A 23,550-nucleotide genomic window follows, 5' to 3' on the forward strand; every position below is an offset into this window, starting at 1 on the left:
GCAATACAAAGGAAGCATCAAGATGTTTCACTCTCGGCGAGTTCAACGGATATTTCTTACGCTTTCACTTTCACTTACTCTGGCAGGCTGTTTTGATACTGTGAATGGCATGAACGGCGCTTTGCCCACCTCCCCATCCAACCCATCCGCAGGCAATAATCCCCTTTTGGCAGGCAACACGGTGCAGCAAGCGATCCGACCTGCGACGGGAGCCGTTCTTGAAGACCTCAAAGACGTTTCGGGTGAATACGAGCTCTCATTTTCTTCAGAACAGTTGCAAGAGCAAACGATTAGGTTTCAACTGGATGCCAAGTCTTTGCCCTCTCAACTTGCCTTAAGTGATTTTCAGCTGGAGCGCTTTGATGAAAACAGTGGAAATTGGATCGCTGAAGGGATTCTCGCAGGTTGGGATCCCAATCTGAAACAAGTTGCTTTTGAAGTGAAAAATCCCCTGCTCGAAAATTTTTCAACGGCGCTGATTAAATTGGTCAAATACCGGATTCGGGTCTATCTTTTCAGCAATGCGGTGACGGTTAAAAATCCTGATTCAGATTTTCGGATCACCTATTATCCCAGCCATTACGGTTATAAAGCCAGTGTAAAGAAAGATGCTGACTGGAATGGTTCAGGCTTGAATGCTGAACCTGATATTCCCAACTATATTGAAGACCTCGATAAGGCCTTGAATGAGGCTTATCAAAGCTTGCTTGAACTGAAAGACGGAAGCGGCAATCCGCTGTTTAAAAAACTGAAAACCCCAATCGATCTCAATGTGCTGGACACGGGGACGGATCTTGGCAATTCTCCCCTGGGAGGCCCCGCTACTATTTCCGCTAAATCCATCACCTCTTGGCAGGATATGCGCCAGACAGTGGCCCATGAACTTGTACATGTTTTACAGGGCCAGTATTACTCTCTTTGGGGCCTGTTCACCGGGCGTGCCAATCAATGGTTTATTGAAGCTTCAGCCCAGTATTTTGCTGCACGGGCTTTAAATCTGAACAGTGCTGAGCGTTCAGATTTTTTCAGCGATGGTGCAAAAAATATTGAACACTATCTGAGTGTACCCATTTTGGCCAGTGATGCCCGGAGTTATTATGCCCTGGGGCATTTCTTTGACTGGGCCACAGCCCAAACCCGTGAATCATTGATACCCGATATCCTGAAAACCAGCTCTGTCAGAGATTCCAGGGCCCTCAACAGTCAGCTTCAGGCAACACAAGCTTTTAACAGTTTGGGAGATGCCATTTATCAATACGGCAGATTTTTGGTTACACATCCCGAAGCCGATGCCCAATTTGCCCTCGCGACTAAAAATGCCATGCGCAGCATGGCGCGTAATTTTTTAGATAAGCCCACCACCAATCTGATCAATCAAAATATATATTTGCCTTTTAAGCGTGAACTGCCTGCCTTGGCCTCTAATTATCTGGCAGTCTATGCCACTGAACTCAGCGGGGATAATCTTTTGGTGATTGCAGCCAAAGAAAAAAACAGCGAGATTGAAACACTGGCGTTTGCAAATCCTGCTACTGTTTCTGCTGAATATCAGAAAAAACAGGCAGTGGATCGCAATACCTCTCTTTACACTGAAAACAGCTTGAGCGTGCCTCATTTTGGCAAAGATCAGCCCAATAAAGGCTTTGAAATTTTTCTCAGCAATACTTCACTGACTGAAACTGCCAAAGCTGATTTTGAACTCTATTTTTTGCGGCCCCCCAAAATTCTTGAAATCAAAGAAGGCAGTGTGAAATGGGATCTTTCTGCACTTGCAGATTTGCCCCATGAAAAAATAAAAGGGTATTCGGTTTATATCGGCAGTACAGCTCTTAAACGGGAAATTCCCCTTGAAGAAGGCAAAACAGAGCAAGCGTTTAGCCATCAGGATATTCACCCCAATTCAGAGGTTCGGGTGACCATGACCGATCTACTGGAACATGAATGGCCTGAGCCGATACAAGAAAAGTTGGAAATCAAACTAAAAAACATTGCTTTCAATAATTTTGTAAGTACGCCCAATCCTGATACTCCCGAGATCATTACCCGCAGTGTGGGCAAGGACACAGGCGGAAGTCTTTCCTTTGATACCGAGGTGGTTGGAACCTCCAACCAGGCAATTCAATGGCAACTGGCTCGGATCGGCACCGGTGGGACGAATTCTCTCAGCAAAGCAACACCCGTGTTTGACCCAGGCTTAAGTGCAATAGGAAGCTTTGAACAAACGGGGAATCATGTGGTCTTTAACGCCAAACCGGGTCTCAAAGGGATCCAGTTTTTTTGGATTGTGGGGACTGCTTTGGCGGATCCCTCGGTGCGTTTTATGTTTGTGGTTGAACTATGGGGTGATTTACAATCATGATGCCCTCTTGAGCCAGGTCATGATTTCAGCCAGGGTAATACTGCGTCTCAGGAGTTCTGGTGGGATGTCTCGTCCGCTCAGTTTTTCCAAGCGTGAGCGAAATTCGACTGCCAAAAGGGAATCAAACCCCAGACTGTCTAAGGGTGTATCCGGGTTGATTTTTGAAAGGGGAATGCGCAACATTTCAGCAATTTGTGCCTGGAGTGTTTCCTGTTTGAGTTCTTTCACAAGCGATGGAGCTGATTCTATAACGGAGCTGGTTTTAAGGGGGTACAAAGATTTTTTCCAAACTTGGGATGCCTGAATCACCAGTTCCGCTGGAGTGTTTAAACGTAAGATGGAGGCCAGTTTGCCTAGGTTGTGGTTGCTGAGATTCTCCAAAGCCAATTTTGACCAGCTTTCAGGCCAGTCTTGAGCGGCGGCGGGCCATGAAAATGTAGAGAGATCCATGCTTTTGGCTTGAATGGGGATCCAGATTTGAGTTGACTCAAGCCCTTCCAAGGCGTCAACAGAAGGCCAGAGCAGGGAATCAGAAAGGGATTCAAGCCAAAGTAAAACCCGATAGCCTCTCGTCGGCAGTTCAGGCAGATTTTTTGCCAAAACCTGCCACTCCTGGGTACTTTGAAAATTCAGTTGCCAGCCCTCTGGAAGCGAGGCTAAAACTTCGGCCTGACGTAAATGCACACAGGGAATGCCCTGACTTTCGAGCAAAAGCGCAAGCGTTTTTCGCAATGTGTCTGAACCACCAGTCAAAAGACAACTCTGGGGGGGAGGGCCTTTGGGCGGGGAGAGCGGCTGCCAATTTTCGCCTGTTTGTTTGGGCTGAGCCGTTGGTTGCACGCGAAGGGGTTCAGGAGATATGGGGGGCTCTAACCAGTAGTTCTGGTGGTTCCAGGGGCTGGGAGGCAAGGGCAGGGGTGGAAATTTTGGCTGTAGGGCTCGCCCATTCAAATCGGAGCCCTGGCACCAAACTTCAGCCAAACTGTGCAATAAATTTTCTTTCTCCGCTTGGTTTCTACGCCCCAGAGCGCAGGCAAAGACACCCTGTTCTCGCAGAACAGGGCTGAGCAGAGCGTGGGGACTGATTTCAAGAAAATGGGCAAAACCCGCTTGGTTTGCCTTTTGAAATGCCTGGTAAAACAGGACGGGTTGACGCAGATTTTGAGCCCAATAGGGGGCCTTCAGTTCAGGGCCACTCAATATTTCAGCTGTCACGGTTGAAAACAGAGGAACCTGGCCTACTTTCGTCTCAATGGAAGTTAATGTGTTTTCAATCTCAGGAAGCAGAGCGTCTACCTGGGGGCTGTGCGAAGCCATGCTGACGGCAACTGGGCGGGCCAGGCGCTCCTGAGCCTCTAATTGGGCCTGCAAGACATTCAGGTCAGTTGTGGGGCCTGCCATGACTGTTTGGTTGGGGCCATTTGAAACGGCTCTGACCAAACCCTCTTTTTCCCAATCCTGGGCTTCATTCCAGCTCATATCCGTTAAGAGCATGCTCTGACCGGGGGGAAGGCTTTGCATCAGTCGGCTGCGTTCAGCAATAATTCGGGCGGCATCCTCAAGGCTGAGCATGCCGGCCAGATGGGCTGCGGCGACTTCGCCCATGCTGTGGCCGATCATGGCGCTGGGGATCAGTCCCCAGGCCATTAAAAGACGACCCATGGCAATCTGCCAGGCGCACAATAGGGGTTGAATCTCAGCGATTTTGTCGCTCTGCCAGCTCTGCAAAAGATTTTCCAAACCTTCAGGAAACCAGGGGCGAAAGGCTTCAGAACAAGCGGCAAAGGCCTTTGCAAAGATTGGCTCGTTTTGAAGCAGTTCAGATCCCATGCCTTGCCATTGTCCCCCTTGCCCTGGAAAAACCCAGACCCACTTGGGGGCCGTTTTTGCTTCGCGAGGCTCCACATGGGCCAAGGCCTCGTTTAGACTTTGCAGATCCGCTGCGACACCTGCCCAGCGCCAGGGTCGCGTTCGACGCTGGCTTAAGCTGCTGGCCAGTTGGGCCAGCGGAGGCTCAGCACTCAGACTGTTTTGAAGTTTCTGGGCATAGTCTTTCACTTGCTCTGAGCTGTCGGCGCTCAGTTGAAACAGCCAGGGGCCAGGGGAGTTGGGTTGGGGAAGCGCGGGGGCCTGTTCAAGGATCAGGTGGGCATTGCTGCCGCTGATGCCAAAACTGCTCAAGGCTGCTCTGCGGGGCTCTGGCGCAGACCATGTCTGCGCTTGCTGCGGAAATTGCAAGGGCCCGAGATAATTCAGCAGGCGGGGGTTCAGGGGCAGGCCCTTTAAATTGGCAGGAATGATCCCTTTTTGAAGCACCAAAAGGGTTTTGAGCAAACCGGCCATGCCAGCTGCGGCTTCCAAATGTCCCACCACTGATTTGGCTGCGCCAATCCAGAGAGGCTGATCGGCTGGGCGTTCTCCGTACACCGCGTGAATGGCGTTGACTTCAATCGGATCTCCCAGGGGGGTGCCGGTACCATGTGCTTCGAGAAATCCGATTTGATGGGGGTGTAGGCCTGCCAGTTCCAGGGCTTGTTTGAGCAGTTTTTGTTGAGAGCGGCCATTGGGGGCGGTCAGGCCCTGGCTGCGGCCGTCATGGTTGACGGCACTGGCTTTGATAATACCCCAAAGGGGTTCCTGGGAAGCCTGGTGCTCATCCAATCGTTTGAGGATCAGGGCGGCTCCCCCTTCTGACCTTACATAACCATTGGCTTGGGCACTGAAAGAGCGACATTCTCCTTCGGGCGAGAGGGCATTGGCCTGAACAAAGGCTTGGGTTAAATCCTCGCTTAAAATCAGGTTGACCCCTGCCACAATTGCCATCGAAATTTCACCATTGCGCAAACTTTGACAGGCTTGGTGAATCGCGGTCAGGGAAGATGAACAGGCAGTGTCAATGGTCAGGGCAGGGCCTTCGGTACCCAGCAAGTAGGCAATTCTTCCGGCCGCTACACTGAATGCTGAACCTGTGACGCTGGTGCCATCCCGGCTTTGTGGGCCGCCAAACAGGCTGCGCTGGGCATAATCACTGCCTGATAAAGCGACAAAGATGCCTGTTTCGCTGCCTTCTAAACTGGTTGGCAAAATCCCAGCCTGCTCCAAGGCTTCCCAGACCAATTCCAATAAAATCCGCTGTTGGGGATCCATGCTTTCGGCCTCACGGGCAGAAATGCCAAAAAATTCAGCATCAAATCCTGCCACCTCATTCAAATAGCCCCCCCTTAAAAGTCCTTTGCTTTCTTCAAAGCGCTCGAGGGGTGGGGAGCAAAGCGCATCATGGTTTTGATTGAGCGTTTTCCAATAGCTTTCAGGATCCTGGCTTTCGCCCGGAAAACGACACGACATGCCCAAGATTGCGATCGGTTCCTGTTGGGCTTTGCGAGAGGGCACAGGGGCGTGATCTGCGGGTGAGAGCAAAGCCGGTACCAACTGTTTCAAATTGGGAAAATCCCAAAGCAGAGAGGGAATCAGCTTGCGATTCAGTTTTTCTTCGAGATCGGCATGCAGTCTCACAGCCAGGGCCGAATCCAGGCCCAAGGCCTGTAGGGGCGTTTCAATACTGAATGATTCAAGGGTGCCTGTGAGTTCAGTGGCCAGCCATTGCCGAATCCAAGCTTCGAGTTCTGATTTTGGAAGCTCTGCGCTCTGGCTGAAACTGGGCAAGGTAGGCGGCGTTTGGAGGGGCTGGGTTGCAGGCCATTGATAAACCACTTCCCAGCCGGGTTTTGACTTTTTCAGTTCCGCTTTGCAGGCCTGTCGCATCAATTTACCACTCGAGGTTTTGGGCAGGCTGCCAGGCGCCAGAAAGATGATTTTGCGGGGACTGACTTCAAATTCGGCTTCAATCGCACTTGAAATGGCAAGGGCAAGATCTTCACAGGCTTCAAAAGGCTGGCTGATTTCCTGAACAAGGCCCAAACTCTCTGTGGCTTCTCCCTCCAGCGCAACAGCGACCCCACAGCCTGGGCGTATCACAGGAAAACGGGGTCTTAGGCTGTCAATGCATCGTTCCAAATCGTGGGGGTAAAGATTGCGCCCCCGAATAATAATCAAGTCTTTTAAACGACCTGTGACATAGAGCTCGCCTGCCTTCTGAAAGCCCAAATCCCCAGTGCGCAGCCAGGTTTCAGCACTGCCATCGTCCAAGTGGGCTTGAAATGCTGCTTGGGTTTCCTCTGCTCTGCGCCAATAGCCCTGGGCGATATGTGGCCCCCGCAACCAGATTTCACCCACCTGGTTTTCAGCCAAGGGCTGTCTGCTTTGCGGATTGACGATTTTGAGTTTTTCCTCTCCCCAGACCTGACCTGAGCCCACCAGCATCATGGCCTCGTGAGAATCTTCCTGCGCTGTTTCAATTCGGTTATTTTCAAACGCTGTCCGTGAAACCGCAAGACAAACCGGGCGTTTGCTGCGCAAACTGCCTGAAATAAAGACGGTGGCTTCTGCCATGCCATAGGCCGGATAGATCGCGTCTCTGGGAAAGCCTGCGGGTTCAAAATAGTCGAGAAAACGCATCAAGGTCTTGTACTGAACAGGTTCTGCACCATTCAAAACCAGTCTTAAACTGCTCAAATCAAGTTGGTCTCTCTCTTCGGGCTTGATTTTACGCACGCAGAGTTCAAAGGCAAAATTGGGGGCTCCGGTCGAAGTGGCCTTCCATTCACTGATCAATTTCAACCAGCGCAAGGGTTTGCGTAAAAAATCCAAGGGGCTCATGATCAGGGTTTTGCCCCCGATATACAGCGATTGCAAGAGGTGCCCGACCAAGCCCATATCATGGTAAAAGGGCACCCAACAGACCAGTGTATTTTCGCGCTCTCCGTGTTCGAAGGCGGTTTTGATCATTTCCATATTGGCGAGTAAATTGCCATGGCTGATCATCACGCCTTTGGGCACGCCTGTTGATCCCGAGGTGTATTGTAAAAAAGCCAGATCTTCTGGTTCCAGTTGGGGGGGGAACCAGGCTTGCGCCAGTTCAGGCTGAAGGCTGGCTGGCGTGAGCCAGTTCAAGCTCTGGAGGCTGGCCTGGCCAGAAGCCTGCAGCAATTGCATGGCCTGCTGATAAAAGGCAGGCAGGGTTAAAACCGCTTCTGATTCGGCATCAGCGATGATGGCCAACAACCTGCGCAGGCTGTGTTCTAAACGGTGAGGTTCTGGTGGGTAGGCAGGTACAGGCACCATACCTGCATACAGACATCCAGCGAAGGCCGCCATAAATTCTAATCCGGGAGGGAAAACCAAAAGGATCCGAGCGCCTGCTCCATGCCTTAAGCGCAGATTTTGGGCCCAAATTTTGGCCTGAAGATCGAGCTCCAGATAACTGTAACTTGCTGTGAGACTTTCTCCGTTTTCAAACCATCCCAGTGCCATCAGATCGGGATGGGTTTGAGCCCGCCAGCGCAAGAGCTCAACAAAATTTTGGGCTGGGGGTGGGATTTCTAGGTGCATTGTTTTACCTTGAACCTCTCACAGTTAAGTTCTGTGCTGTTACCACCCATCTGATCAAGAACCTTCTATGGCTTTGCGTAAATCCAGTAAACTTTGCTTCCAACTGCCTTCTGGATAGGCCTTGAGGGCATGCTCGATCAGTTTCAGGGCCTTGTTTTTATTGCCTGTTTTCCAATAGGCACGCGCCAGTTCGCGTGAGAGGGTTTGCAATTGATGATCGTTGATTTCTTTCTCACGTTCTGAGAGCAGGTGTTGTACCCGTTCAATCGTTTCAGCATAGAGATTTTTTTTGTTTAAGTCCTGCGCAAGATGGGTGGTAATGCTTGCAATTTCCTTGGCGGGTTTGTCGTAGGTCTCAGACGATTGGAAATAAAAATACTTATCCAGGGTATAGCGTTCTAAGTCGATGCGTTGGGCGTAGGCATCATAGGCAAAGACCATATAGTAGAGGCCTTTTACCACTGTTTCATCTTTGCTGGGGAAATCCAGAACGGCCTGTCGGGCGGCAATAAACATTTCTGCATCGGCTGAATTTCGGCTGGACTTGCAGCGCCAGAGCGTATTCAGCTCTTCTGCACTGCTCAAATGTGGAGCCATCACTTTTTCCCAGGCAAGCGGAATGGGAAAACGTTGTGAAAATTCTTTGCGAAAACTCTCTGCTTCAGCCGTTTTTTCTGCAGGCAGGTTGAGCAGGGGAACACCGAAACAAGCGTGCTGTACAGGTTTTGCTTCAGGTTTAGGTGATTTTGGAGCAAATAAATAGAGCAATCCTCCAAGCAGGCTTACCCCCAGAAGTGCGAAAACTCCTATTTTCATCGCCTTTTTCGAGGGCGCCTGCGCAGTGTTGCTTAGGCTTTCGGGCTCGGGCAAGCGCATGGTTTTGCCCTCTGCGACCTGTTCCAATGCATAAAGTGCTTCACGGGCTGAACGAAAGCGGTGGGTTAAGCGGGGATCGACCATGATTTTCAGCCAATTGATCATATGCCGTGAACAGGCAAGATATTCCTGGAATTGTAGATCATGACCGGACTGGGGCATTTCAGCGGGCGAGCGTCCACTGAGCATATGAATCATGGTCGCACCCAGACTGTACAAATCACTGGCAGGCTCTGCTTTTCCTGCGAATTGTTCAGGCGCCATATAGCCAAAGGTTCCAACAACAGTGCGTCCCCCTTCTGGATGCAGCAGATATTGGGCTGCGCCAAAATCTACCAAAGAGATGGTTTCATCTGCACTGCGCAATATATTAGAGGGTTTGATATCGCGATGAACCACAGGCGGATTTAAACGGTGCAGATAATCCAGCAAGGATAAAATTTGCCTGCCGATTTGAATCACCGCAGCTTCGGTGGGCCTCCAGCCCTTGTTTAACATTTGGGCAAGAGAAATTCCTGAAATTTTTTCAACGACTAAAAACAGTCGGGTTTCAGTTTCATCTCTAAAATGGTCGATCAGTCGCGGAATTCCAATATGATCCAGATTGGCGAGGGTCTGTGCTTCTCTTTCAAAAAGCTCAAGCCGTTTCCAATCATCGATTACTTCGATTTTAAGCTCTTTGATCACGACAAACTCATTGCGTTCAATATCGATGGCTGAATAGGTCGGGTTCAAAGGCGAAGGATTGAGAACGGCTTCAATCTGGTATCGGTTTTTTAATTTATCGTTGGGAACGAGATTCATGGCTGCTTTGTTTTAAGGCTGATCTGTTTGCCTGAGAGCAATTCTAAGCCCAAATGGGCCATGGCAAAGGCAGAGGATGCACTCCATAATTTTTGTTCGCGTTTTAAATCCAGATAGTGGAAGTGTTCAGGTGAAAAGCCAGCTTCAAGTAGGGCGGGAGTGGTGACCAATTGTTCGCCCAGGGCAAAGATCGCAAGATCCAGTTCGGGATCTATTTTGCCGAAACTTTCAATTGCCACAGCACTGATAGCTGCCGCCACTTTTTCAAGGATTTTTGCATAGAGAAAATCGCGAATTTCACGGATTTCATGATCATTCAAAAGATGGGGATCCAGCCCCACAAATTGGCAGATTTTTTCTCTGGCAATGACATGTGAAGGAAAGAGATTGTCGTAGGCGTGTTCTTCCATCAATTCTTGATCGGTGGTTTCTAACATCGAAAAAATCAGATCAGAACGGTAATTACGGGGCACGACCTGAAAACTGCCGCTGGATATTTCAACCCGATCACAGAGCATATGCAAAGGGATAATGGTCAGACCGTACCAATTGATACGCTGATGCTGGTATCTGAATTTGAGGTACTGATCCGGATCTTTTAAACCCACGGGATCTATTTGACCATCCAGGATCGGAATAATATCTGTGGTGGTGGTGCCTGTATCCAAAGAAAGTCCATAGCGGATCAGGCGGCGGGCCAGGTGAGCAGAGCCCACAAAATTGGTCAGCACAAAGCGGTATTTTTCAGATTTTGAAAGGGATTCAATTTGTTTGGCTGGGGTCAGGCTGGCATCTGCCGCAACGAAATAGACAGGGGTATCTTCAAAGGCTTTGAGCAGAATCTGGGCCAGATGATCAATCGAATCATGAAAAAAAGTATAGCTGTACGAGTGGCTGCTGCAGACCACCACCGCATCTAAATCCTCAAAATGGATGCCTTCTGAAGAGCAGTAATGGAGAATTTGCAAGGGCAGGCCATGTTGAAAATCAAATAGACGATTGTCAGTAAAAGGAAGGGGGAGCGATTTCCAGACAATATCTGAATTCTCCAGGGTCTCCTGAAAACGGATCAGACAAAGTTTGACTTTCGCGTTGCCGATATCAAGTCCGAGTACGAGCATTGAGTACCTCCATCCCTTGCCTCTATTTTAAGGGGGGGGGAGATGCGGGGCAAGTACCCCTCGCACGGCATCCACTTTTAATTCTTGAAGTTAATACCCCGCAGGGTGGCCGCCTTTGCGCGGATCGGAAGCACCTGCAATCTGCTGATTCTCCAGCAACAGGGCTTGAACTGTGCTTTCTGCGCCCGTGATTTCTAAATGGTGACCGTGTGCTTTTAAAACTTCGCGCACCTCCACAGGCATCCATTTTTCGATAAATAAACTGTCAGGCACCCATTGATGGTGGAAGCGGGGAGAGGAAACGGCTTCTTCAATATTCATGCCAAAATCAATTACATTGATCAGGGTGTTCAGGGTGCCTGAAATAATCCGGGGGCCTCCTGAGGCTCCTAAAGACATAAAGGGTTTGCCTGCTTTGAGCACCAAGGTGGGGGTCATGCTGCTCAGCGGTTTTTTGCCGGGTGCAATTGCATTGGCTTGGTTGCCAATCAAACCAAAGGCATTGGGGCTGCCGGGTTTGCTTGAAAAATCATCCATCTGGTTATTGAGCAGGATACCCGTGCCGGGTACCAGTGTGAGGGAGCCGAAATAGGTATTGATGGTCTCCGTGCTGCTGACCATATTGCCCCAGCGATCCACCACGCTGAAATGGGTGGTGCCGTGATCTTCAATCGGCGCTTGAAGGGCACTGTAACTGAGGCCTTTTTTACCATAGGCTTCACGTGCCAGGGTATGTTTGAGGCCTGCTTTTATTCTGGGCAATAATGAAAGCGCGTAGTCTTTGCTGATCAATTCCTCAACGGGTACCTTTACAAAATCAGGGTCTCCCAGAAATTCTGCCCGATCGGCATAGGCATGTTTCATGGCTTCTGTGACACGCATGACATGCTCGGCAGATCCGAATCCCGTGCTGTTCCAGCCCAGTTCTTGAGGCTCAAGCAAATTTAAGATTTCGAGCAGGGCGGTTCCCCCTGAGCTGGGCGGGGGCATGGTGAGAATCTCATAGCCCCGATAGCTGCCTTTCAGCGGGGATCGGATTTTGGGATGGTATTGGGCAAGATCAGCTTCAGTGATCAACCCCCCGTTTGCTTGCATGGCGGCAGCAATTTTTTTTGCAAGGCTGCCCCGATAAAAGACCTGAATGCCCTGATCAGCGATCAGTTTCAGGGTTTTGGCCAATTGGGGCAGTTTAACCGTTTCCCCGATTTGACAGGGTTTTTGGTTGCAGAAATAGGTGGCTTTAAATTCAGGATTGACTCCCCGTTTCAAAGCCACTTCAGAGGCTTCAAGATAATGTGCGTCTGAAGCAAAGCCTTTTTCAGCAATTTGAATCGCGGGCTGAAACAGGGATTTGAGGGGCTGGCTTCCAAATTCTTTCGAGGCCGCTTCCAGTCCGGCCAAAAGCCCTGGTACCCCAGCCGCCTTGTATCCAATCGTACTCAAATTGGGAATGACTTCTCCTTGGGTGTTAAGGTACATATCGCGGTGGGCTTGGGCCGGTGCCGTTTCCCGATAGTCCAAAACACGTGTACGGCCATCGTGCATGCGAATCAGCATAAAACCGCCACCGCCAATGCCCGTGCTTTGATTGCGAATCACGGAGAGGCTTAAGGAGGTGGCGATTGCTGCATCAATCGCGTTTCCGCCTTTTTTTAAAATTTCTGCGCCCACTTGCGAAGCCAAATAATGATCGCTGGCAACCATGCCATTTTGTGTCGTGTAGGGGGCTTGAACGGCAGCAAAACACGGTTGAGCAAGACCCAAGAGTGAAAACAAGGCAAGCGCAGTGAAAGATTTCATTGAACAACTCCAGCTGATATTAAAAAGTTCTCAGGATCAAGGAATAAAGTGAGGATTTATCTGGGTTTATACAGGGCTGCGTCCAAAGTAGACCAAAGATGGCCTAACCACCCCAAAAGCAAAAACCAGAGAATGCCTGAGACGATAAATTGAAACAAGGCTGCAAACATGCGTCCTTGGATCAGTTGTCCCAAGCCTGGGACGAAAAAGCTACACAGGGCCGCAATGACATTGCCTGTTGATCCTTGACCTTGAGACATGTGTACAACCTCTAAAAAAATTACTTGTGAATGGATTCAGTATAGGACAAATTCAGAAAATTGACCGAACGTATGGTGCACTTAATTCATACTGATCTCAGCATTTTGATTGCCCCAGTATTGAACCCGTTGATAAAGTTTGTCAGCCATTTCGTCTTGCCCGGCCTCCCGGCAACGTCGGGCCACCTGCATCAAGCTGGGTACATGTTCAGGATCTGCATTTAGGGCCATTTGCCAGCAGGCCAGAGCTTGCATGGGATCTCCTGCTTTTTCTGCCAGGATTCCCAATTCACACCAGGCGGGGGCATGTTCTGAATCCTGCTCGACAATACTGCCAAACAATCGAGCCGCTTCCACCATGCGTTCCTGACTGCTATAGAGTTTGGCGAGATTAAATTGAGCAGAAAGATGGGTTGGTTCAAGGGTCAGGCAGCGCAAATACCAAGTTTCAGCATCTTTGGCATTTCCCAACAAAGAGAAGAGATTGCCAAGATTATTACAGGCTCTGTAATATTGGGCATCGATTTTGAGTGCTTTTTGGAACCAAAGCTGAGCTTCATTCCAGTCTTGAAGAACCTTATACACCAAACCGATATTGTTATAGGTTTTGGCGCGTTGGGGATTGAGTTGAAGCGCATTCTGAAAGTGTACAAGGGCCTGCTGAGGCTGACCGAGCTGCATAAAGGTATTGCCGAGATCATAGTGTGCAGCTTCAGATTGGGGTTGAAGGCTGACGGCTTCACGATAAAATTTCAAGGCTTCTTGATAATGCCCCAAATCATAGGCCTGATGACCTTGTTCTAAGATTTGAGAAATTTCTTCCATGGGGCTATTTTATCTTTTTTTGCTGTCTATTTTCAAGCGTTCTCTGGATTCAGCTTTTCTGGGCATGCTATGATAGCCCATATTTATTTTGTATTAAGGGGCCAGAAAAGCTTGGATTCATTTGAAAATCTGGTCTTGCCCTTTGAACGCAGCTTTATGCTCTATAAGGTTTATGGTCTGATGCGACCTGAATACCAAGGTTTGGTGCTTGAGTTTCAAACCGTTGAGAATATACTGGGGCTCATGCGTTCCAAAGGGCAGTCGCTGTTTATTCCCTGGCGAGAAATTCTCGAAATCCGGCTCTTGCCGCATCGCTTGCGCAGCCCAGAATTGCTTTTGCAAACGCGCAGTCTGAAAGTTTTGCGAAAACTTCCGGGCAGTTTGCAGGGGCGTTATACCTGTCGTTTGCATCGTCGGGATCGCAACCAGGCAGAATACTTTGTGGCTCAAGTTGAACTGCATCTGACGGAGTTACGCATTCAGGAATTGGAAAACCCCCAACCTGAAACACCTTTGATTGAAGAGCCTCTGGGGCGTTTGCTTTTGAATGCCGCCGTGACACGGATCAGGGATTTCTTAAGCTAGGTTTTAGGAGCGGTTTATTTATATAAATGAAAATTTGTAAACCGAGTTTATTGATCCGGATCTTTTGCTTCTACCAGCCAGGCTTCACCTTTTGCTTGCCAATCGGAAACTGTTCCCGCGTCTATATAGCGCTCCCAGGCATAAATCCCTGTTTCTTTGGCAATACGCATAAACTGCATTTTGGTAACTGCATTATTGACGATCACCACTGAACGTACCATGCCTTTTTGCTTAAACAGTTTTTGACCTTCCTGCATGGCTTCTTGAGCATCAGGTGGCAAGGGAGCCAAGGTTCGCATATCTACAAAAACGCCAAATTCAGAGGGTGCGTCTTCCAGCGCTTTTTGAGAAGCTTTTACCCATTCTTTCATTTCATCCAGTTTGATGAGATTACCAAAGAGCAGTAAAAAGCCGAATGATTTTTTTTCTATTTGATACATTTGATTCTCATTTCTATCATGTGATTGAATCCATGATAGAACATTTTAGGTTAAAAATGAATTCCTGAGTTTGAATCCGAAGGCACAGTTTTTTACAGGGTTTAACTGTCTGAACTTTCGGCGTTTTCTACCACAGAAGCTACTTGGATTTGTTTGCCGTCGCTGAAACTTTTAACCGCTGAATAAAAAGTATAACTGTCAACCGGAACCCGTCTGCGGACGTCTCCCAGGGTCTGACCTGTGGTTAAAGCCCAAAAGCAGGCTTCATAATGGGGGTCACAGTCTGCCGGTGGATTTTCTTCAAGTTTTATCACGACCAAATCATCGGGAAACATTTCGTGCATGACTTTGGTTTCGTCACTGCGGCGCAGGCCTTCAATAATCAAATGCATACAGGATTGCTGAATCGTGCGTGCCGGTGGGGTTTCATGGTCATTAAACGAAAAGGTGCCTTCGGTCCAGCCCATCATTTCGTAGATTGCCATTGAACCTGTCAAAAATGGGGGGGTGCCTTCGGTGTCAGCATGGTGAATTTCACCGTTCTGCAGATAAATTTTACCGGATTGGGGTTTGCTGTTGATCGTCACACTGCCTGTTTTTGCGTCATTTGCTAACATTTGCAGGATATTGGGGGGAATAATCACTGAGAGACTGCCGCGTACAGCCCCTGTGTCGTCTTTTTCCATCAAACTTTTCATTTGACGGACTTCAGCTTCTGAAGACTCAAGCTTTTCCAGAATCATATTCAGGCGGGTATTGTCTTCTTTGAGCTTATCGAGGGTTTGCTGGAGTAAATGATAAAGTTGGGAGTTCTCAATTGCAATTGCTGCAATATTGGCCAAAGAGGCAAAGAGAATCAGATCCGTTTCGTCAAAGGTGCCTTCTTTTTTGTTTAAAACCTGAAGAATGCCTAAAACCTTATTGCCTGAACGGGTCATGGGCACACAGATAATCGAGCGGGTTTGAAATTTACTTTGCTCATCGACCCCTTTAAAAAAGCGTTCATCTTTGCTGACATCGGGAACAATCGTGGGTTTCCCTGTTTCGGCAACATGCCCGGCAATGCCCTTTCCAACAGGAATACGCATACTTTCAACCACTTTTCCGGCTTCGCCTTGGGCAAAGTGAAAAACGAGCTCATGGGTACTTTGATCTACCAGTGCCAAGGAAGATGCCTCGGCATGCATGACCAGTTTCGCGACATCAATAATCGTACGCAAAAGCACATCCAACTCAATCGTAGAATTGATACTGGAATTGATTTCTAAAAGGACTTGGAAGCGCTCAACAAATTTCAGGGCTTCCTCGTGGTTTAGGTTTTTATAGTCGATTTCAAGGGCAGGGAGCATCTTAGTTACCTTTCATCATCATTCTCTAGCGATTGGATTTATTATGGCATATTCTGGCTAGCTGGGAAACAACTGACGGATATTGTTCAAGGCGCGGTTTTCGATCACTTCGGGGGAATCATCGCCGGTATAGCCCATGGCTTTATAAAACTCCAAATTATACGAGCGGGTGCGAATGACGACAGGCATGGGCACAGCATAGCCTAAAATCAAGGCCTGTTGTTTGGGGTCGAGTTGAGAGAGCACCGTTCTCAAGCTTTGACTGCCACTGACCCCTGTAAACACTGCATCAATGTCCTTGTCATCGTTCAAAAGCGCTGTAATGCGGGTGCCCACCTGGGAAAGGATTTCATTGTCAATGCTGGAGGGGCGCTGATCCACAATCAGCAGTGTGACGGCATATTTTCGCATTTCACGGGCAATGGTTCCAAAAATCGTTTGACGCGCAATCGCAGGTGCCAGAAATTTATGCGCTTCTTCAATCGTGATCACCAATTGGCGGGGTTTGGGGTTCAGATTGGGATCTGCGTGGTAGAGATCAGATTTCTCGACATAGCTGCTGTGAATGCGGCGGGTAATAATATTGGTGGCCAGCATATAGCTTAAGAGACTGTTTTGACCACCAAACTCCAGCACCACATGTTTGCCATTTTCAAGATATTTGAGGATCTGTGCGATGGAGTCTGTTGAAACATCATCCATAATATACGAAAGTTGGGTGACTTTCATGAGCTTGCGCTGCAGGGCTTTTAAAGCCCCTGCATGGCCTTTGCCTGTGGTAACAAACTCCTCAATTTCAAGGGTGTTCATTTCCATGAAGCGGCTGAGCCATGATTTTCCAAGGGCTTCTTCTAGTACCATGGCCGATTCAATGCTGGCTTCAGAAAGATTGAGTTCATGTTTAATCAGGGCCAAATCTTCGATTTGGATTTGCCGCAGGGGAATGGTGAGTTCCTGAGCGTCTTTGATGCCTCTTTGGCGTGAAGATTTGAGATCCAGGGTAAAGACCACCACGTCCCGGTTAAACAATTGTTTCAGGCCTTTGACTACTTTTTCATGTTTGTTTTCACTCATGGCCTGCCAGCCATACTCATTGTGCATATCAAAAATCAGATTGACGGCCACTTGTTTTTTGATAATGCCCGAGAGAGCCAAACGGGTGAGAAAGGATTTTCCTGTTCCAGACTTCCCAAAAATCGCATTGCTGCGTTCCACAAAACGATCCAAATCGAGACAGAGCGGGATATCCATATCCAGAGGTTGGCCAATATAAAATCGGTTTTTGCCGGGATCTGATTCTTTGCCAAAAACGGTGGCGAAGTCTTTTTCTGCTGCGACTTGGGCGGGGGCGAAATGTGCAGGAATCGTTTTAACGGGGCGCAACTCTTCGCTGTTGTTTTCTTTGCTTTTTTCAAGCATCAACATGGGTTGCAGAGAAACCGTGCCCAAGGTGCCTGTGCCTTGCAGAATTTGAGCCAGAAAATCGGTCTGGGCTGGAGGGCTCAGCAAAATACTGGGATTAGAAGCTGTCAGCGCTACATCAGTGATCATGCAGAAAAAACGGTTGATTTGACCCTCTACGACTACAAATTGTCCGACCCGAATATTCTCAACCTGTTGATCTGGCGCAAGCCGCATTTTCAAGCCAGTTGAAAGTGAGCCTTCGATGATCGTGCCTAATAAGGGAGGGGCCGGCTGCAAAATGAATTACCTTTTTCTTTCATACACAGGAATACAAGTATTATATCCAGCCTGAAGGGGAATAGAAAGAACAAAGCCCCTGGTCATTCCAGGGGCTTTATCTATAAAGAGGGGAAAGATTTAGTTGTTGCCCATGATTTTGTCTTTGAGGAAGGAAGCGCCAACGCCACCTGCTGCACCCAGACCGACGGTAACGATGGTCAGAGGCAGTCCTGCAACACCCATGGAGCCCAGCGCCATATTGCCAAGGCCTGCCAGAGTCACAGCACCCAGACCACCGACTGCGGAGGTAATGGTATCACCGACAACATTTGAGACTGCTTGGCTTGAATCTACTTTGCCAGTGGCTACACCGACACCATTGGCGACGGCAGAAACGCCTGCGCCGACCAGGGCGGAAAGACCTGCACCTTTAAAACCGGTGATGGCAACGTTTTTCATACCCGTCATGAAACCACCAGCAGTAATTTGACTGCCAGGATTGGGAGCGGGAGCGGGTTTTGCAAAAATGCTTTTGATATTTTGGCCCATTTGTGCGCCGAGTTTATAGGCTGCAAATCCACCGCCTGCACCAGCTGCAAGTTTAGAAGAAATGGAGGTGAAATCGGCACTGAAACCAGTTCCACTGTCTGCGACTACGGGAGCAGAAGCGGTATAGGGAGTGTAATTGGGAGTGGCTACACCCTGAGTAGGATAAGCGCTATATGCGGAATTGATTGCAAGTGTCATAATTTTGTCCTCTTTATAATTTAAACTTAATCTTTCCTTAGAATGGTTATAGGAACCTCTTAAGAAAACTTGGTAAAGAAAATATTAATATTTGGTTAATAAATGGTTAATCATTATTGAGAGGTTAAGCTGAGTTAGGTTGAAAGTCTTTGATAGAAACAATTTGTCGAGATCTTAGTTGTTTGCTTAACCTAATTTTATTTTGTGGAAAGGTTTTTTTTTAGTTCAAATTTAGATTTCAAAGGCCAAAGGCTGGATCTGGGGATGCTTTTCGATCAGAACTTTTGCACTTTCCAGGCTTTGTAAGCCAAAATGCGACCCCGTTGCCGTACAGACACCTGCGCCATTGGCACTGCCCAGTTTCAGGGCTGAAATGGGATCCCTGCCAGAATAGATCCATCCAGCAGTCAAACCTGCTCCAAAGGCATCGCCTGCCCCCAAAACATCGACGACTTCCAAGGGGTAGACAGGCATGGCGTAGGCCTGTTTTCCATCCCAGGTTTGAACGCCGAAACGTCCATCTGTAATGACCACCCAGTCTGGCCCCAGCGCTTTTAAGGCTTTCAGATGCGCATTTAAATCATACATAAAGGCTGGTCGGCCACTTGAGACTGCTTGGTGAGGGCGTAAATGTTCAGGTTGAGGTTTTTCTAAGGGAATTCCCGTCAGGGCAGCGGCTTCTTCTTTATTGAGTATCAGCAGCGTGGTTTTGCTGAGCAGGGGTTTTAGCTTTTCAAGGCCCGCTTTGATTTGACTTGAGCCAGGATTCCAACTGATTTTGATATTTTTTTTCTGACAGAGATCTGCAAGCGGTTCCAGAATTTCTGAGGAAGGGCCACTCAAAGATGAAATATACAGCCAATCAGCGCTTTCTAGGGCTTTCCAATCCAGCTCTTCAGCAAGAATTTCCTGATTTGCCCCTCGAAAACTGAGAATGGTACGTTCTCCTTCATAGCTGGTTAAAATCACGCTGTAGCCTGTTTCTGAACTTCCTGTCAGTAAGAGATCCGTCGAGACCCCATGGGATTCAAGCTCTTTCTTCACGCTCTGGCCAGCTGTATCCGGCCCGATTTTGGCCAAACAAGCAGTATGCAGGCCCAGTTTGGCCATAGCGACCGAGGTATTGGTGGCCCCTCCGCCAATGGTAAAGCGAATGGCCTCCACATTGACTTTTGCGCCATATTCAAAACCTAACCAGGCTTTTTCATGCAGTCGATCGCTGAGTTTCATGATTTGTGCGCCTTCGCTGCGCACAAAGACATCCTGGGTGGCTCCCCCAATCGATATGATTTTTAAAGCTTCAGGCATGGGTTTCCCTTTTTCTTTTGTTTGATTCTGACTAGCTGCTAAACTGGGCAGACCCCTTCAGATCTGGTAAATTATACCCTGGTCCTCGCTTCTCAGCGAATTCTCAGGCCTTGAAGGAAATTAGTCATGGCAGCCTCTCCCTCTCAAACCTATCTTGACCTGTGTCGTCAGTGGCTGGCATCAGAGCTTGATGATTTTGAAAAGCACTGGCACTCAGCATTGGGAGAGCAGACGCGTCTTGAACTGCAAAAACCCGGTCAAGCGCGTTTGAAAATGGATGTCTTGGATTTGCTGAAGGAAGCCTATCAGCAGATTAGTGAGCGAGCGCAAGCCTGGCCAGCCCATGTGGTATTTTTATTGACGGGACGCAAACACGTCAGTTTAGATTCTATTATTGAATATGCTCCACAGGCGTTCGAAACCTGGGTTTCAGATGAATTCTCCCAAACGTCACTGATCACCTGGCTTTCCCCGGTTTCTTCAAGCCAAGTGACGATCCTCATTCCTACCTATAACCGGCTGCCTCTCTTGCAAAGATCCGTCCAAAGCGTCTTGGCTCAAAGCCATTCCGATTGGAAACTCATCATCGGGGATGATGGTTCTTCTGATGGGACTCAAATCTGGTGCGAAATGCTAGCGGCTTCAGACTCTCGCATTGCGTATATTCGTAAGGCTCAGAACTCTGGAGTTTATGACACCATGGGCATGCTCTATCAGGCCTGTGAAAGTGAATGGGTGATGTCCCTGGCGGATGATGATTGCCTGATGCCCAACTGTTTAGAAAGCACCGTGAAGCTTTTTGAGCAATTTCCCTGGATTGCGATGGCAGGCGGGGGCTATTATTATTTGCATTTTAAGGGTACACAACTAAGGCTTAAACAATATGGGCCCTATTATTCTGAACCCTGTCTGGCAGATACCCGCAAAGAACTGCAACGTTGTGGTCTAATCAACCCCATTTTTGGGGGGGGAGCGCTTTTTCGTAAAGCTCAACTTTTTGAGCTTTCTGCTGCGGATCCTGAAGCGCTGGGGCATGGTTTCAGCTCCTGGGATTGGCTCTTAACGGCTGAATTTTTATCCCATTATGAGGTGGGTTATGCACCAGAAATTACGGTGGCCTATATTGATCATGAACAGGGTGAGCATTTTAATCAGAGCCGGAATTGGGGCCAACCCTTTCTCGCTTTACTCGAACGTATTTTGGGCCGTTATGAGTCGCTCTTTGGTCAGGCTTCCTATCCACGAGAAATTATTGAATACTTTATGCTGGCGGTGGCTGAGCCCTATTTGACGCAGGCCTTTCAAGAGACCTTGAGCTCTCACCAAACCCCTGAAGAAATGGACGCTTTTATTCAAGCGCAGCGACCAGTTTGGGAATTGCATCGCAAACTTCGTCTCGCTTGTTACCTGTCAGAGCGAAAAATACCCGCCTTGATACAGGCCGATACGGTTGCGGGGTTGACCCAGGGCGAAATTCCGGGTTTAAAAGCAGGGGCCGCCCCGATTGCCCTGCAGAGACTTTTGGCGAGTTTTCGGGCTTGAAAACTCTTCCTCCGCATATCCGAAAAGTTTTGACGCTCTTGATCGCCCTTCTGTTTGCGCTTTTGTTCTGGTGGCTGCTCGAAAATCAAAAGGATTCAAAATTTACGGATAAATTGCGATTCCACGTTCTCCATTTGGTTTGAGCCAGCCACGGTACATGCGCCCTGTATTAAAAGGTAAAATGCAGTTTCCCTGTGCATCGAGGGCAATCAGGCCGCCTTCTCCACCCAGTCTTGCCAGTTCCAGCATCGCTGCCTGACCGGCTTCGAACAGGTTTTTTTGGGCCAGTCTCATCTGGCAGGAAAGTTCATGGCCCAGGCTGCTGCGAATAAAATATTCACCGTGCCCTGTCGCTGAAACAGCACAGCTGCGGTTATCGGCATAGGTGCCTGCGCCAATCAGTGGGGAATCGCCTACCCGGCCAAAACGTTTATTGGTCATACCGCCCGTAGAGGTGGCTGATGCCAGGTTGTTTCTTGCATCACGTGCAACCGCTCCGACTGTGCCAAAGGAAGGAGGGGCTTCAGCGTGATCCAGAGCCGTTTGCTGTTTATCGCGCAAAACCAGCAACTGCTGCCAGCGGTAGTCTGTAAAAAAATAAGCTGGGGGTTCAAATTCCAGCCCCTGTTCTTGGGCAAAGGCTTCTGCGCCTGCCCCGATCAAGAGCACATGTGCTGAGTGTTCTAAAACCTTGCGGGCTAACTGAATGGGGTTTTTTACCCCTTTCACGCCTGCTACAGCACCTGCGCTGAGGGTTTCACCTTCCATCAGGGCAGCATCCATCTCAATTTCACCGGCATGGTTAAAAACAGAACCTTTCCCGGCATTAAAATATTCGCAGTTTTCTAGCTCAATCAACGCTGCCTGGGCCATATCCAGACAGCTGCCGCCTGCTTGCCAGACTTTCAGACCTGCTTCAAGCGACGCTGCCAGCCCGGCACGCGCGCCCTGTTCTCTTTGTTCAGAGATTAGGCCTTTAAAGAGGGTGCCTGCTCCGCCATGAACTGCAAGGATAATCTCCTGGTGGGTTTCCATCGTGCCTGTGTCTTTCTGTGTTTTGAAACAGAATAACCCAGTTTGACAGAGGGGGGTGAATTTTTTTGAAAAAAATCAAACTGAGTGGAACTTTTAATTTTTGTGTTCCGTCTAAGAAATCGGTTACACATTTTTTCTATTCAAAGGAGGGCTTGTTGATGCGTGTTTTTATCCTTTTCCCAAACAATCTACCTGACAGGCCCGCTCTGATCGCTTAAGCGAATCAGCCTGGCTCCTGTCGGGATCTTTCCCAAAATTTACAGGAGTTTTTCATGCACGTATTATCTTCTTGGGGCTGGAGCCCCTTTTTCCAAGCTTTTTTTCAGGATTTTCAAGCTCACCCCGTTTTGGCTGCACGCGTGATCAGTGAGTATCCCGATCTGTGGCGTGTGGTCTCTGAAGCTGGCGAAGAATTACTTGAGATCAGCGGAAAATTCAGACACCAGGCGATGGGGCGCGAAGATTTTCCTGCCGTGGGCGACTGGGTGGTTTTAGACAATTCACGCGCGCAACGGCGGATTGAAGCCGTTTTGCCCCGACGCAGTGCTTTTATTCGCAGAACAGCCGGTAGCCGCGATCAAGCCCAGGTGGTGGCAGCAAATTTAGATACGGTTTTTCTGGTCATGGCCTTGAACCATGATTTTAACCTCAGGCGACTGGAGCGCTATCTGGCCATCGCCTGGGAAAGCAATGCCCAACCTGTGATTGTTCTGAATAAGGCTGACTTGGTTTCAGATCCCACTGCTGCGCTTTCTGAAATAGAAAGAATTGCTACAGGGGTGCCAATCTTGGTGCTTTCAGCGCTTGAAAGAAAAGGGATTGAACAATTGAATCCCTGGTTGGGATCGGGAAAAACCGTGGCGCTTTTAGGTTCTTCAGGTGTGGGGAAATCGACCCTCGTCAATGCACTGCTGGGAGAAAACAGACAATTGACTTCCGAACTCAGCAGTTTTCAAGACAAAGGCAAACATACCACCACACGTCGCGATTTACTGCAATTGCCAGGGGAAGCCCTGATTTTGGATACCCCAGGGATGCGTGAATTGCAGATTTGGGAAGCGGGAAGTGGGATAGAACATAGTTTTGAAGAAATTCAAGCTTTGATTCAAGCCTGCCGTTTCAGAAATTGTCAGCATGGACAAGAAAAAGGCTGTGCTGTTCAGGAAGCCTTGGCGTCTGGTGTTTTGGAGCCTGGACGTTGGCAAAATTATCGTAAATTGATGCGTGAGGAAGCGCATCAAGAGCGAAAACACAGTCAAATCGCACAAATCGAGGAAAAGAAGCGATGGAAGCAAATACATAAATCGTTCCGTCAGCGGAATTTGGAACGCAGCCGTTATTCTGATTGATTTCTGCCTGCTGAATGGT

16 protein-coding genes are annotated in these 23,550 nt (G+C 48.7%); 4 read left to right on the forward strand and 12 right to left on the reverse strand.

The window, feature by feature from the left end:
- The first annotated feature begins 22 nt into the window (after positions 1-22).
- Positions 23-2,359 carry a hypothetical protein gene (locus tag COW20_09765; GenBank protein PIW48366.1) on the forward strand — a complete coding sequence of 779 codons (2,337 nt, stop codon included), beginning with the start codon at positions 23-25 and terminating at the stop codon, positions 2,357-2,359.
- Here the strand turns inward: COW20_09765 and COW20_09770 are convergent.
- The 6 genes from COW20_09770 to COW20_09795 form a co-directional block, all read right to left on the reverse strand.
- Positions 2,354-7,807, reverse strand: coding sequence for a beta-ketoacyl synthase (locus COW20_09770; GenBank protein ID PIW48367.1), 5,454 nt, complete (start codon positions 7,805-7,807; stop codon positions 2,354-2,356). The two genes, COW20_09765 and COW20_09770, sit on opposite strands and share 6 nt — an antisense overlap.
- 54 nt (positions 7,808-7,861) lie before the next feature.
- On the reverse strand, positions 7,862-9,487 hold the full coding sequence (locus tag COW20_09775) for a hypothetical protein (protein ID PIW48368.1): 1,626 nt from the start codon (positions 9,485-9,487) through the stop codon (positions 7,862-7,864).
- Positions 9,484-10,608 (reverse strand): hypothetical protein, encoded by a 1,125-nt coding sequence (locus COW20_09780; GenBank protein PIW48369.1) that lies wholly within the window; start codon positions 10,606-10,608, stop codon positions 9,484-9,486. Before COW20_09780 ends, COW20_09775 begins: the two co-directional genes overlap by 4 nt.
- Before the next feature lie 90 nt (positions 10,609-10,698).
- The gene (gene ggt / locus COW20_09785) at positions 10,699-12,408 is read right to left on the reverse strand and encodes a gamma-glutamyltransferase (protein ID PIW48370.1); all 1,710 of its coding nucleotides are present in this window, start codon (positions 12,406-12,408) and stop codon (positions 10,699-10,701) included.
- Positions 12,409-12,464: 56 nt separating this feature from the next.
- The gene (locus COW20_09790) at positions 12,465-12,668 is read right to left on the reverse strand and encodes a hypothetical protein (protein PIW48371.1); all 204 of its coding nucleotides are present in this window, start codon (positions 12,666-12,668) and stop codon (positions 12,465-12,467) included.
- An 81-nt stretch (positions 12,669-12,749) separates the two neighbouring features.
- A complete protein-coding gene (locus COW20_09795; protein PIW48372.1) occupies positions 12,750-13,493 on the reverse strand; it encodes a hypothetical protein in 744 nt (247 codons plus the stop codon).
- A 69-nt stretch (positions 13,494-13,562) separates the two neighbouring features.
- Here COW20_09795 and COW20_09800 point away from each other — a divergent pair, with 69 nt between their 5' ends.
- Positions 13,563-14,078, forward strand: coding sequence for a hypothetical protein (locus tag COW20_09800; protein PIW48373.1), 516 nt, complete (start codon positions 13,563-13,565; stop codon positions 14,076-14,078).
- 47 nt (positions 14,079-14,125) lie between these two features.
- Here the strand turns inward: COW20_09800 and COW20_09805 are convergent, their stop codons facing one another.
- From COW20_09805 to COW20_09825, 5 genes are all read right to left on the reverse strand, one after another.
- Positions 14,126-14,464 (reverse strand): hypothetical protein, encoded by a 339-nt coding sequence (locus COW20_09805; GenBank protein PIW48463.1) that lies wholly within the window; start codon positions 14,462-14,464, stop codon positions 14,126-14,128.
- 155 nt (positions 14,465-14,619) lie between these two features.
- A complete protein-coding gene (locus COW20_09810) occupies positions 14,620-15,867 on the reverse strand; it encodes a hypothetical protein (protein ID PIW48374.1) in 1,248 nt (415 codons plus the stop codon).
- A 57-nt stretch (positions 15,868-15,924) separates the two neighbouring features.
- On the reverse strand, positions 15,925-17,505 hold the full coding sequence (locus COW20_09815) for an ATPase (GenBank protein PIW48464.1): 1,581 nt from the start codon (positions 17,503-17,505) through the stop codon (positions 15,925-15,927).
- Positions 17,506-17,688: 183 nt separating this feature from the next.
- Positions 17,689-18,297, reverse strand: a complete 609-nt coding sequence (locus COW20_09820) for a hypothetical protein (GenBank protein PIW48375.1) — start codon at positions 18,295-18,297, stop codon at positions 17,689-17,691.
- 231 nt (positions 18,298-18,528) lie between these two features.
- Positions 18,529-19,605, reverse strand: coding sequence for a hypothetical protein (locus COW20_09825; protein PIW48376.1), 1,077 nt, complete (start codon positions 19,603-19,605; stop codon positions 18,529-18,531).
- Positions 19,606-19,731: 126 nt separating this feature from the next.
- On the opposite strand from COW20_09825, the gene COW20_09830 reads away from it, so the two are divergent.
- Entirely contained in the window at positions 19,732-21,147 is a 1,416-nt protein-coding gene (locus COW20_09830) for a hypothetical protein (protein PIW48377.1), read from the forward strand.
- 102 nt (positions 21,148-21,249) lie between these two features.
- On the opposite strand, the gene COW20_09835 is transcribed toward COW20_09830, so the two are convergent.
- Positions 21,250-22,182, reverse strand: a complete 933-nt coding sequence (locus COW20_09835) for a beta-aspartyl-peptidase (protein PIW48378.1) — start codon at positions 22,180-22,182, stop codon at positions 21,250-21,252.
- 272 nt (positions 22,183-22,454) lie between these two features.
- Here COW20_09835 and rsgA point away from each other — a divergent pair, with 272 nt between their 5' ends.
- Positions 22,455-23,531 carry a ribosome small subunit-dependent GTPase A gene (rsgA, locus tag COW20_09840; GenBank protein ID PIW48379.1) on the forward strand — a complete coding sequence of 359 codons (1,077 nt, stop codon included), beginning with the start codon at positions 22,455-22,457 and terminating at the stop codon, positions 23,529-23,531.
- Positions 23,532-23,550 lie beyond the last annotated feature (19 nt).

This window comes from bacterium (Candidatus Blackallbacteria) CG13_big_fil_rev_8_21_14_2_50_49_14 (genome assembly GCA_002783405.1).
In the GTDB taxonomy this organism is placed as follows: Bacteria; Cyanobacteriota; Sericytochromatia; order UBA7694; family UBA7694.